General features: G+C 73.8%; 10 protein-coding genes. 3 read left to right on the forward strand and 7 right to left on the reverse strand.

Going from position 1 to position 12,393, the window contains the following annotated elements; genetic code table 11:
- Positions 1-27: 27 nt before the first annotated feature.
- The 3 genes from AMK18_RS24595 to AMK18_RS24605 form a co-directional block, all read right to left on the reverse strand.
- Positions 28-921, reverse strand: a complete 894-nt coding sequence (locus tag AMK18_RS24595) for an esterase/lipase family protein (RefSeq protein ID WP_073864520.1) — start codon at positions 919-921, stop codon at positions 28-30.
- Between the two features lie 219 nt (positions 922-1,140).
- On the reverse strand, positions 1,141-2,163 hold the full coding sequence (locus tag AMK18_RS24600) for a DNA polymerase Y family protein (RefSeq protein WP_073864521.1): 1,023 nt from the start codon (positions 2,161-2,163) through the stop codon (positions 1,141-1,143).
- Positions 2,160-5,615, reverse strand: coding sequence for a DNA polymerase III subunit alpha (locus AMK18_RS24605; RefSeq protein ID WP_073864566.1), 3,456 nt, complete (start codon positions 5,613-5,615; stop codon positions 2,160-2,162). The genes AMK18_RS24600 and AMK18_RS24605 overlap by 4 nt, the downstream gene beginning before the upstream one ends.
- A 184-nt stretch (positions 5,616-5,799) precedes the next feature.
- On the opposite strand from AMK18_RS24605, the gene AMK18_RS24610 reads away from it, so the two are divergent.
- The 3 genes from AMK18_RS24610 to AMK18_RS24620 all read left to right on the forward strand — a co-directional run bounded on the left by AMK18_RS24610 (position 5,800) and on the right by AMK18_RS24620 (position 8,011).
- On the forward strand, positions 5,800-6,825 hold the full coding sequence (locus AMK18_RS24610) for a DUF3533 domain-containing protein (RefSeq protein WP_073864522.1): 1,026 nt from the start codon (positions 5,800-5,802) through the stop codon (positions 6,823-6,825).
- An 11-nt stretch (positions 6,826-6,836) separates the two neighbouring features.
- Positions 6,837-7,388 carry a hypothetical protein gene (locus AMK18_RS24615; RefSeq protein WP_073864523.1) on the forward strand — a complete coding sequence of 184 codons (552 nt, stop codon included), beginning with the start codon at positions 6,837-6,839 and terminating at the stop codon, positions 7,386-7,388.
- Between the two features lie 137 nt (positions 7,389-7,525).
- Positions 7,526-8,011, forward strand: a complete 486-nt coding sequence (locus AMK18_RS24620) for a phospholipase (protein WP_073864524.1) — start codon at positions 7,526-7,528, stop codon at positions 8,009-8,011.
- Positions 8,012-8,072: 61 nt separating this feature from the next.
- Here the strand turns inward: AMK18_RS24620 and AMK18_RS24625 are convergent, their stop codons facing one another.
- The 4 genes from AMK18_RS24625 to AMK18_RS24640 all read right to left on the reverse strand — a co-directional run bounded on the left by AMK18_RS24625 (position 8,073) and on the right by AMK18_RS24640 (position 12,334).
- Entirely contained in the window at positions 8,073-8,972 is a 900-nt protein-coding gene (locus tag AMK18_RS24625; protein WP_073864525.1) for a S1 family peptidase, read from the reverse strand.
- A 189-nt stretch (positions 8,973-9,161) separates the two neighbouring features.
- A complete protein-coding gene (locus AMK18_RS24630) occupies positions 9,162-9,962 on the reverse strand; it encodes a DUF1684 domain-containing protein (RefSeq protein WP_073864526.1) in 801 nt (266 codons plus the stop codon).
- 3 nt (positions 9,963-9,965) lie between these two features.
- Positions 9,966-11,270 (reverse strand): NtaA/DmoA family FMN-dependent monooxygenase, encoded by a 1,305-nt coding sequence (locus AMK18_RS24635; RefSeq protein WP_073864527.1) that lies wholly within the window; start codon positions 11,268-11,270, stop codon positions 9,966-9,968.
- A complete protein-coding gene (locus AMK18_RS24640) occupies positions 11,267-12,334 on the reverse strand; it encodes an LLM class flavin-dependent oxidoreductase (RefSeq protein ID WP_073864528.1) in 1,068 nt (355 codons plus the stop codon). Before AMK18_RS24640 ends, AMK18_RS24635 begins: the two co-directional genes overlap by 4 nt.
- Positions 12,335-12,393: the final 59 nt, after the last annotated feature.

The following is a 12,393-nucleotide window of genomic DNA, read 5'->3' on the forward strand; positions in this document are numbered from 1 at the left end:
CCTCGCCGGGGCAGGGGCGCAGCGGCGTCAGCCGATGACCGAGGCGCAGTTGGTCGGGCTGGCGTGCGACGGGTCCAGGGCGTTCGCCACCTCGTGGTAGGCGACCCGGTCGATGGTCCCGATCGCCACGTGCTCGGAGAGGTCGACCGGGCACAGGTCCTGGAGCAGGACGTTGCGCACGTCCGGCCCGTCCAGGAACTGGGTTCGGTACGGGGTCACGACCTCGTCGTAGCGGGTCGCGATGACGGTGTAGTGGACCCCGGGCACGGTGTCCGGCAGGGAGTTGAGCTTGGTGATGAAGGGCGATCCGGCCACCTGGTCGGCGAGTCCGGGCGTACCGGCGTTGAGCAGGTCGCCGACGCCGGGGAAGTACGGCAGCAGCTTGGTCAGGCCGAGCAGCGTGGTGCCGTGGTTGTCGGGCGCGAGCCCGATCATGGCGTTCACCTTGGCCGCCCCGCCGAGGAACTTCAGGTAGTAGTTCGGCATCATGCCGCCCTGCGAGTGGCCCACGATGTCCGCCTTGGCGGCGCCGGTGGAGGCGAGCACCTTGTCCACGAACGTGGCGAGCTGGCCTGCCGACTTGTCGATCGGGCCGAGGCCGTTGAAGACCGGCACCCCGGGCAGCTGGCCGTAGTCCAGCGAGTAGACGCAGTAGCCCCGGTTGACCAGGTAGGGGGCGAGGACGAGCCAGTTGTCGACGGAGTTCCCGAAGGTCCCGTGGACCAGGACGACGGGGCGGGGGTGGGCGGCGGAGGGCTTGCAGGAGTAGTCGTTCCAGCCGCGCGAGGTGGTGGCCGTCGCGGCGGCGGGGGCGGCCGCCGCGGTCGCCGTGGGGGTGGCGACCGCCGCGACGGCGAGGAGCAGGGCGGCGAGTGTCCGGCGGGCGCGTGGGGAGCGCGGCGCACGGGTCCAGGGCAGCATCGTGGGGTCTCCTTGCGGCTCAAGGGAGTTGCGATGTCTGTGCACCCTGCGGCCCGGACCACAAGTTCTACTGACGTTCTGCGTGCTCATGCCAAATTACGCATGAGTAGGGTTCGGTGGGAAGTTACGCGTCGGTAAAAAGTCTGCGGGCCGCCGGACGGCGGGTTACGCGACCGGCCCGCGAGCCGTCCGGAGCCCGCGCGGCCCCGCGCGCACCGCTCAGGCCGCCAGCCGCCCCGGCATCACGGCCCGGGGGCCAAACCGCTCGCGCAGCCGGTCCGCGACCGCCTCGATCCGCCGGGCCCGCTCGTCCACTGGGTCGAAGCTCAGCTGCCGTGCCGCCCGTTCGGCCTCGCCCAGCCCCTCCGCGCGCAGCCCGATCCCCCGCACCCGGGCCCGTTGCAGGCCGAACGAGTCGTGGATGCGGTACGCGAGCGCGGTGAGCTCCGCCGAGTGCGCGGTGGGTTCGCGGAGGGTACGGCTCCGGGTCAGCGTCGAGTAGCCGGTGCGGTCGGCGTAGCGCACGGAGACCGCGAGCGCGCGGCACACCTGCCCCTCGCCGCGCATCCGCGCCCCCAGCTCCTCGGTGAGCGACATGAGCGCGCGCCGCTGCCGTTCCGGGTCCAGCTCGTCGCGCGGGAAGGTGCGCTCGGCGGCGACCGAGCGGGCGGCGGCGTTCGGCCGGACGGCGGTGCGGTCGATGCCGTGCGCCCGCTCCCACAGGTCGCGCCCGGTCCGCGTCCCGGTGATCCGTTGCAGGGTGCCGAGCGGGGCGGCGGCGATCCGGCCGACGGAGTCGAGCCCGTATCCGCACAGCGTCCGGGCCGTCGCCGCCCCGACGCCGTCCAGCGCGGCGGCCGGCCGGTCCGCGAGGAAGGCGGCCACCCCGTCGGCGGGCACCACGAAGGTCGTCCCGGGCGCGGCCTGCCGCAGCGCCATCCGGGCCAGCATCGGGTTCGGGGCGGCCCCGATCGCGCAGTCCACCCCGTGCAGGGCCAGCGCGCGGACCCGGATCACCGAGGCCAGGCCCTGCACGTCCCGCCCGAAGTAGCGCAGCGCGCCGCGCACATCGGCGAGCGCCCCGTCGGGCGGCGTCGCCTCCACGACCGGGGTGAACGAGCCGAGCAGGGCGAGCAGCCCCGCGTACCCGGCGGCGTCCGGGGACCCGCCGCCGACCCGCCGGAACCGCAGACAGAGGACGTCGGCCCCAGAGACTTCGGCCGTCCCGGCCGCCCCGTTCATCCCGCGCTCCCCGGGCTCTGGTGCCACAGCTTCCGTCCGGTGGGCAGCCCCTCGCCGGGCGGCTTGAGGTCCGCCCAGGGGTTCATCTCGTAACCGGTGGGCATCCGGATGCGCCGCCCGTCGTCACCGGGCGGCTCCGGGTCCTCCCCCGCCTCCGGCTCCGGCACCTGCGCCAGCCGCTCCGCGACCGCGTCGAGTCCGCCGGTGCGCCGCAGCTCGGCCAGCTCCGCCAGGTTCCAGGCGGCCGCGCCGACCACGCTCAGGCTGCGCGCCCCGCGCCGCTGCACCACCCCGCGCACAAGGAGCAGCCAGGAGTGGAAGACGGTGTGCGCGCAGGCGGCGTGGCTGTCGTCGAAGAAGGCCAGGTCGACCAGGCCCGTACCGTCGTCCAGGGTGGTGAAGACGACCCGGCGGCCGGAGCGGACGGGCGGGGTCTGGGTCGCCGCCTTGGCGCCCGCGACCAGCACGGTCTCCCCGTGCCGCGCCTCGCGCAGCCGCTTGGCCGAGACCGCACCGAGCTCCTTGAGGAAGGCGTGGTGATCGGTCATCAGGTGGCGCGAGACGTCCATGCTCAGCACGCCCAGCTCGGCGCTGAGCCGTTCCGCCTCGTTGAGGTCGGGCAGCCCGACGGACGCGGTGCGGCGGCCGCCGCCGAGCGGGAGCTGCGCGCCGGAGCCCGCGCCGCGCTGGGCGCGGTGCAGTTCGGACAGGTGGAGCAGCAGATCGCGCCGGTTGGCTCCGAACGCGTCCAACGCGCCGACCTGGGCCAGTCGTTCGGCGGCCGGCCTTCCCGGACGGGCCCGCTGCCAGAAGTCCAGCAGTGAGCTGTAGGGCTGGCCGTCCTCGATCCGGGCGACCTCGGCCTCGCTGATCCCGTGCACGTCGGAGAGCGCGAGCCGCAGCCCCCAGCGCTCCCTTCCCTCCCCTTCATCAGACACCAGTTCGATTCGATGGGCGGCCGCCGACCGGTTCACGTCCAACGGCAGCACGGGCACCCCGCGCCGCCGGGCGTCGGCGAGCAGCAGCCGCTTCGGGTACATCCCGGGGTCGTGGGTGAGCAGCCCGGCGTAGAAGGCCGCCGGGTGGTGCGCCTTCAGCCAGGCCGACTGGTACGTGGGCACGGCGAAGGCCACCGCGTGCGCCTTGCAGAAGCCGTAGCTGCCGAACGCCGCGATGATCTCCCAGGCGCGGGCGATGACCTCCGCGTCGTACTTGCGCGCCGCCGCGTGCTGGGCGAACCAGACCCTGATCAGGGGCTGGGACTCGGGGTGGGAGAGCCCGCGCCTGACCCGGTCGGCCTCGTCGCGGCCGCAGCCGGTCATGATGTCGACCATCTGGATGATCTGCTCATGGAAGACCACCACGCCGTACGTCTCGCTCAGCGCGCCCTCCAGGTCGGGGTGCGGATAGCGGACCGGCGCCCGGCCGTGCCGGGCCTCGATGAACGGGCGGACCATGTCGGCGGAGACCGGGCCCGGCCGGAACAGCGAGATGTCGACCACCAGATCGTGGAAGTTCTCCGGCTGGAGCCTGCCGACCAGGTCCCGCTGGCCCGGCGACTCGATCTGGAAGCAGCCCAGCGTCTCGGCCGTCCTGATCAGCTGGTACGTGCGCGGGTCGCCCGGCTCCACGGCGTCCAGGTCCACCTCGCGCCCCGAGGCCCGCTTCACCTCGGCGACCGCGTGCGCCATCGCCGACTGCATCCGTACGCCCAGCACGTCCAGCTTGAGCAGCCCCAGGTGCTCCACGTCCTCCTTGTCGAACTGGGACATCGGGAAGCCCTCGCCGCTGGTGGGCACGACGGGGGTACGGCGCAGCAGCGAGGCGTCCGAGAGGAGGACCCCGCACGGGTGCATGGCGACGCCGCGCGGCAGCGCGTCCAGCGCCTCCACCAGCTCCCACAGCCTCCCGTACGTCTCCCTGGTCCTGGCGACCTCGCGCAGTTCGGGCAGCTCCTCCATGGCCGCGCGGGCGTCGCGGGCCCGGATGTGCGGGAACGCCTTGGCGAGGCGGTCGGTCTCGGCCGGGTTCATGGAGAGCGCGGCGCCGACATCGCGGATGGCGTGGCGCACCCGGTAGGTCTCGGGCATGGCGACAGTGGCGACCCGTTCGGCGCCGAAGCGGTCGATGATCGCGCGGTAGACGTCGAGGCGGCGGGCCGACTCCACGTCGATGTCGATGTCGGGCAGCACGAAGCGGCGCCTGGACAGGAAGCGCTCCATCAGCAGCCCGTGCTCGACCGGGTCGGCGTGGGCGATGCCGAGCAGGTGGTTGACCAGCGAACCGGCCCCGGAGCCCCGCGCCGCCACCCGCACCTTCATCGCGCGTACGTCGTCCACCACCTGGGCGACCGTCAGGAAGTACGAGGCGAAGCCGTGGTGGGCGATGATGTCCAGCTCGTGGTGCATCCGGTCCCAGTACCCGGGCCTGCGGTCGTAGCCGCGCAGCACCATCCCGGCGGCGGCGCGGGAGGCCAGCACCCGCTGGGCGGTGCGCCGCTCCGCGCCGACGAGGCCGGGTTCGGGGAAGTGGACGGAGCCGAGGCCGATGTCGCCCCCGGGGTCCACCACGCACGCCTCGGCGGTGTCCCGGGTCTCCGCGAGGAGCCGCGCCCCGGCACCGGCGCCGAGCCCGGCGGCCGAGGTGATCCGCTCGGCGGTCTCCGCCATCGCACGGGCGTCCTTGAGCCAGCGCTCACCGCTGTCGAGCGGGGCGCGGCGCGGGTCGACGGGAACGAGCCGGCGGGCGGCGTCGAGCACGTCGGCGACCGGGCCCTGCCCCGGGTCGGCATACCGGACGGCGTTGGTCAGCACGGCCCGTACGCCCTGCTCGGCGGCGAGGCCGACGGTACGGGCGGCGAGCCGCAGCGAACCGGGCCCGGTGCCGGTCCGCCCGTGGTGGACGGCTTCGAGGCGCAGGCCGTCGCCGTACAGCTCGCGCCAGGGGGCGAGGAGGGCGGCGGCCAGGTCGGGGCGGCCCGCGGACAGGGCCCGGCCCACGTCGGAGGCGGGGCCGAGCAGCACGGTGAGCCCTTCGGCGGGCAGCGCGGGCCGGCCGACCAGGGGCCGCCCGCCCTCGGGGACGGCGGCGTGGGCGGCGGTGACCAGACGGCACAGCTCGGCCCAGCCCAGGGCGCCGTCGCGGGCGAGGAAGGTGACCCGGGGTGCCGATTCATCGACAAAGACACCTCCCCTGGCAGGGGTACGGGGGCGCCGGGCGGGCGCCTCCCCCGTCCCCGGTCCCACCGCGAGGTCCGCCCCGAACAGCGGGCGCACCCCTTCCCGCTCGCAGGCCCGGGCGAACCGGACCGCGCCGGCCAGGGTGTCGCGATCGGTCAGCGCGAGGGCGTCCAGGCCGCGCTCGGCGGCGCGCTCCGCCAGCCGCTCCGGGTGCGAGGCCCCGTACCGCAGGGAGAACCCGGAGGCGGTATGCAGATGCGTGAACCCGGGCACCTGCACCTCCTGAGCCGATTCGTACGCGCTGGCCACCCCCCTCGCTCTCCACCATAAACCAAGTTTCGAACACTCGTACGATACTCGGCGCCCGCCCGGTCTCCCCCGGTCACGGCCCCCTCCCCTTCCGCCGTTCGGCCGCGCCCCGACTGCGCGCGCGAGGGGCAGCCCGGAGCGTGGGGGCATGACTTTCGCCGACGAGGTGCGGAACGCCGTCACCCCCCGGGCCGCTCTGCTCGTCATCGGGGTGCTGGCTCTTCAGCTGCTGTTCATCGCGTCCTACATCGGGGCGCTGCACCACCCGAAGCCGACGGACGTCCCCTTCGGCGTCGTCGCGCCCCAGCAGGCGTCCGCCCGGCTCGTCGCCCAGCTGGACGGCCTCCCGGGCGGCCCGCTCGACCCGCGTACGGTCTCCGACGAGGCCACCGCCCGCCGGCAGATCCTCGACCGCGAGATCGACGGCGCCCTCATCGTGGACCCCCGGGGCACCCGGGACACCGTGCTGGTCGCCTCCGGCGGGGGCACCGTCCTGGCCACCTCGCTCACGAAGATCGTCAAGGAGGCGGAGGCGGCCCAGCGGCGCACCGTGCGCGCCGTCGACGTGGCCCCGGCCTCGCGCCAGGACTTCGACGGGCTGTCCGCGTTCTATCTGGCGGTGGGCTGGTGCGTCGGCGGCTATCTCTGCGCCTCGATCCTGGCGATCAGCGCGGGCACCCGCCCCGCCAACCGGCAGCGCGCGCTGATCCGGACCGGGGTCATGGCGCTGTACGCGATCGCGGGCGGCATCGGCGGCGCGCTCATCATCGGCCCGGTCCTCGGCGCCCTGCCCGGCAGCTTCTGGGGGCTGGCGGGCCTGGGCGCGCTGACCGTCTTCGCGGTCGGCATGATCACCCTCGCACTGGAGGGGCTCACCGGCATCGTCGGCATCGGCCTGGCCGTCCTGATCGTGGTCATCGCGGGCAACCCGAGCGCGGGCGGCGCCTTCCCGCTCCCGATGCTCCCGGACTTCTGGCGCGCGATCGGCCCCGCCCTGCCCCCGGGCGCCTCGACCTGGACGGCCCGCTCGATCGCGTACTTCCACGGCAACGCGGTGACCGGCCCCCTGCTGATCCTGTCCGCGTGGGCGGTGGCGGGCACGGCGGGCACGCTGCTGACGGCGATGCGCAGAACCCCGGACCGACCGGCGACGACGGAGGCGTCCCCCGGCTAGCATCGGCGCCCATGATCACACTGGCCGTCACCGTCGGGCTCGCGTTCGCCGGCTATGCGCTCACCTATCTCAACGGGCTGCGCCTCTCGCAGCGCCAGGAACGCCTCGCCCGGGTGAACCGCCAGCTCGGCGACTTCTACGGCCCCCTGTTCGCCCTCACCGAGGCCAACAGCCGCATCTTCGCCGCGTTCGTGGAGCGCAACGCCCGCCCCGACGGCAGATCCCCCTTCGACCACGAGACGCCGCCCACCGAGGAAGAGCTCGCCGAGTGGCGGCTGTGGGTCACGACCGTCTTCCTCCCGAACATCCGGGCCATGCGCGATCTCGTCCTCACCCACGCCGACCTCCTGAGCGAGCCGGTGATGCCACCCCTCCTGCTCCAGCTGTGCGCCCATGTCTCGGGTTACGAGATCACGGCCGCCCGGTGGTCGCGGGGCAACCACGAACAGCACCTCTCGGTGGTGTCGTTCCCCAGCCGGGAGATAGCCGCGTACGCGCGCAAGGGCTTCACCGAACTGAAGAAGGAACAGGCCCGCCTGCTCGGGCAGCGGCACGCCCGCTGACGCGCACCCCACGCGGCGCACAACACCGAAGAGCCACCGCACGCCCCTAGGCGTGACAGGTGCATGGCGGCATTCTGGAGCGACCTCGCACACCCGCGAGGACGGTCCAACTGCCCCTCTCCCCACGGAGGTTGTCCATGCGCCGTCGCGTCGCCACCCTGCTCGCCGCCCTCGGGCTGTCGCTCCCGCTCGCCCTGCTGCCCGTCGCGTCCGCCTCGGCGGCCCCCGCGGACAAACCCCAGGTCCTCAGTTCCTGGACGCAGACGAGCGCCGCCAGCTACAACGCGTGGAACTCCGCCCGCAACAACAAGGGCGCCTGGTCCTCGTACGGCTTCGACTGGTCGACGGACTACTGCAGCACCTCGCCCGACAACCCCTTCGGCTTCCCGTTCCAGACGGCCTGCGCCCGGCACGACTTCGGGTACCGCAACTACAAGGCCGCCGGGACGTTCTCCGCCAACAAGGCCCGGCTCGACAACGCCCTCTACGCGGACCTCAAACGCGTGTGCGCCGCCTACTCCGGGGCCAAGCGGACCTCGTGCGACGCCACGGCCTGGACGTACTACCACGCGGTGGACATCTTCGGCGTGGCACCGGCCGGGGCGGGCGCGGGAAGAGGCTGACCGGCGCACGCACATGGCCCCCGGCGGGACCGGGGGCCATGTGTCCGTACGGGACCGGGCGTCAGTTCAGCGTGACGCCGTACGCGCTCAGCGCCTCGGTGACCGGCTGGAAGAACGTCGTACCGCCGGAGCTGCAGTTGCCGCTGCCGCCGGAGGTCAGGCCGACGGCCTTGGAACCGGAGTAGAGCGGACCGCCCGAGTCGCCGCCCTCGGCGCACACATTGGTCTGGATCATGCCGTAGACGACATCACCGTTGCCGTAGTTGACCGTGGCGTTGAGCCCGGTGACGGTGCCGCTGTGGACACCGGTCGTGGAGCCCCGGCGGGTCACCGACATGCCGACCGTGGCGTTGGCCGCGCCGGTGATGGTGACGCTGCCGACCGTGCCCGGGTGGGCGAGCGAGGTGTTGTCGTAGCGCACGATTCCGTAGTCGTTGCCCGGGAAGCTGGAGCCGACCGTCGGGCCTATGTAGGTGCTGTTCGAGGAGTTGGTGTACCAGGGCGGGTTGCCGTCGGTGCAGTGACCGGCGGTCAGGAAGTAGTACGTGCTGCCGCTGTGGACGTTGAACCCGAGGGAACAGCGCCAGCCGGGTGCGTAGATCGCGTCACCGCCGGAGAGCAGCTTGTTGAACTTGCCCGGGGTGTGCTCGATGCGCAGGGCGCCCGCGTTGCCGCCCGCGGAGTCCTTGATCTGCTTGATCTCCGCCGCGGAGACCGTGCTGTCGACCGTGACGACGACCTTCCCGGTCTTCTGGTCGACGCTCCACGCCGTGCCCGCGATGTCGGCGCCGAGGACGGCGTCACTGGCGGCGGCGAGCTGGTTGGCGCTGTACGTTCCGGTGGAGTTCGCCTGGGCGGTGGGGACGGCCAGGGCGCCTATGGCCACCAGGCCCGCCGCGATGGCGAGGGCCCGAGTGCGTCTGGCGGTACCGCTGAGGGGGGTGGTGCGCTTGATCCTCACTGTCATTCCTCCCGAGGGGAATATCGGGGGCCCGCCTGTGGGGTGGTCGGACCCGTGAGGCGCAGTCAGGCACACGGCCATCCGTCCGCATTCCGGATATGCCGTGCCCCTGACAAGCGCTGCTCGGGAGTATTCAAGGCGTCAACTTCTCGCGCAAGGGTGCCTTTTGGCCTGAGCTCGCGACCGCCCTCAGCCGTCGGCCCGCTGCCGCTCCCCCGCCTCCACGGCCGCCGGAAGGGTGTTGCCCGGCGGCGGGAAGGGGCAGATGAAGTGGTCCGCGAAGGCGCACGGCGGCAGCAGCGCCCGGTTGAAGTCGACGGTCACCGCGCCGTCGGCGTCCGGTGCGGCGGGCCGCAGGAACCGGAAGCGGTAACTGCTGTTTCCGCTGGTCGCGTCGGCGAAGACGGCCCAGAGCGACCCGTCCGGCTCGACGGCGACCTGAAGCGTGTGCCCGGCCCCGTCCAGCTCGAATGCGATCTCCCCGGCGAGCCCCAGCCCGCGCTCGACACCGTCGGCGTTCTCGACCCGGACGGTGCGCGCGTCCGGGTACGGGCGGAAGGTGCCCGGCACCGCCCAGCGCGGGTCGTACGGGGTCGCGTCGATCGCCCGGAACGCGCGCCGTGCGGGCGAATCGGGGTCGAAGACGCGGACCGCCCACAGGCCCTCGCGGCTGAGCACGACGAGCCTGCGTCCCTCGTGCGCGACCCGGGAGGCGCCGATCGGCCCCTGGTCCGCACCGAGCCGGACCTCCCCGGCGAAGGGCTTCCCGTCGACGGTCAGCCCGTCCTCCGGGGCGGCGTCGAGCACCGGTGCGCCGTCCTCCTCGCGCCACCGGCCCGGGACGGCCGGAATTCGCCCCTCCGGGTAGTCCGCGAGCCAGTGGGTCCCGGTGAGGGAGAGCGGACCGTACGGCGCCGAGACCGTGGCGGTCCGCTCCTCGTGCCAGCGCTCCCAGTCCCGCGCTGCCTGTTGCTGTGCGTGCGTGCTCATGGATCAACCCTTCCATACCGGTTCGGCGAGACCGAGGTGCGACCGCAGGGTGGAACCGGTGTACGCCCGGCGGAAGACCCCCCGTTCCTGAAGGAGCGGGACGACCCGGTCGACGAAGTCGTCGAGGCCGCCGGGGGTGAGGTGCGGGACGAGGATGAAGCCGTCGGCGGCCCCGGCCGCCACGTACTCCGTCAACTGCGCGGCGACGGTGGCCGGGCTGCCGATGAACGACTGGCGGCCGGTCGCCTCGATGACCGTCTGCCGGATGGAGAGCCCCTTCTCCCGGGACAGCGCACGCCAGCGGGCCGCCACCGCGAGCGGGTCGCCCTGCCGGACCCGCCCCCGGGCCGGCTCGGCGCCGGGGTCCGGGTCGGTCGCGGGCAGCGGCCCGTCCGGGTCGTACCCGGAGAGGTCGCGGCCCCAGACCTGCTCCAGGGCGGCGATCGCGCTCTGCGGCGAGACCTGCTGGAGACGGATGGCGGCCGCATGCTCCTGCGCCTCGGCGTCGGTGTCGCCGAGCACGAAGGTGACGCCGGGCATGACCTTCAGCTCGTCGGGCTCCCTGCCGTGGGCCGCCAGCCGGCCCTTGACGTCCGCGTAGAAGGCGCGGCCCGCTTCGAGGGTGCCGTGCCGGGTGAAGACGATGTCGGCGGCGGACGCGGCGAAGTCCCGGCCCTCGGGCGAGTCGCCGGCCTGGATGACGACGGGATGGCCCTGGGGGGAGCGCGGCACGGTGAACTCGCCCTCGACGGTGAAGTGCCGGCCCCGGTGCGAGACGGGGCGCGGGGTGCCGTCGGGGGTCCAGGAGTCCCACAGTTCGCGGGCGGTGGCGACGAACTCGGCGGCGCGGGTGTACCGATCGGCGCGGTCCAGATAGCCGCCGCGCCGGAAGTTCTCACCGGTGAAGGCGTCGGACGAGGTGACCGCGTTCCACGCGGCCCGGCCGGCGCTGAGGTGGTCGAGGGTGGCGAGCCGGCGGGCCAGTTCGTAGGGCTCGTTGAAGGTGGTGTTGACGGTGGCGGCGAGGCCGAGCCGTTCGGTGACCGCCGCCAGCGCGGACAGCACGGTCAGGGACTCGGGTCTGCCGACCACGTCCAGGTCGTGGATCAGCCCCTTGTGCTCGCGCAGCCGCAGCCCCTCGGCGAGGAAGAAGAAGTCGAACAGGCCCCGCTCGGCCGTGCGCGCGAGGTGTTCGAACGAGGAGAACTCGATCTGGCTGCGGGAGCGCGGGTCGGACCAGACGGTGGTGTTGTTCACGCCGGGGAAGTGCGCGGCGAGGTGCATACGTTTCGGGGCGGCGGCCGTCATACCCGTTCCCCCACGCGTGCGTACCGGTTGGCGGGACGGGCCAGGCCCAGGTGCTCGCGCAGGGTGCCGCCCGGGTAGAAGGTCCGGAACAGGCTGCGGTGCTGGAGCAGGGCCACCGTGCCGTTGACGATCCGTTCGAGGTCGCGGGCGGGGGTGATCGGGGTGAGGTGGAAGCCGTCGACCGCGCCGGCCCGGTGCCACTCGGTGATCAGATCGGCCAGGTCGACCGGGCCGCCCCGGAAGTAGGTCCCCCGGTCGGGCGGCGGCGGCCCGGTCGCCAGCCCGGGCTCGAAGGCCGTCTCGGCGTCGCCGAGGTCCACGGTGAGCGCGGCGAACACCCGCAGCGCGTCGGGGTCCCGGCCGTGCGCGGCGGCGCGGCGGCGCACGTCGTCGCGGAGCGCGGCGGTCCGCTCGGGGGTGGTGGCCCGTACGAGGACGACGTCGGCGTGGCGCGCGGCGGCGTCCCTGGCCGGCTCGGCCGTTCCGTCGATCACGACGACGGGGTGGCCCTGCGGCGGCCGGGGCACGATGGCCGGCCCCCGGACGCTGAACGCGGCGCCCTCGAAGTCGATGTGGTGCAGCTTGTCGCGGTCGATGAAGCGGCCGGTCGCGGTGGAGCGGATCTCGGCGTCGTCCTCCCAGCTGTCCCAGAGCCGGGCCGAGACGTCGGCGCACTCGCCCGCCTCGCGCCACAGGTCCGGGGCGGACGCCGCGGGACGGCGGCCGAACAGCCGGGCCTCCGCCTCGGTCGTGGACACGCCGACGTGCCAGCCCGCCCGGCCCCGGCTGACCCAGTCCAGGGTGGCCACGGCCGACGACACGTGGAACGGCTCGGTGTGGGTGGTGGTGACCGTCGGCACCAGGCCGACGCGGCGGGTGGCGGGGGCCACCCGGGCGAGTACGGCGAGCGCGTCGGGCCCCGGCCGGGCGAACGAGTCGCCGAGGGTGACGAAATCGAGCGCCCCGCCCTCCGCGAGCCGGGCGAGCCCGGTGTGGTGCGCGGCGTCGTAGCGGGGCGGGCCGCCGATCTCGGCGGCCAGGTGGAGGGGCCGGAGAGCTGGCATGGCAAGTCCTTTCGGCGGAGCGTGGGTGCCGGCCTTGGGGCGGCACGGTGAAGGTGGGT

The sequence above is a fragment of the Streptomyces sp. CB01249 genome (genome assembly GCF_001905735.1).
GTDB lineage: Bacteria > Actinomycetota > Actinomycetes > Streptomycetales > Streptomycetaceae > Streptomyces.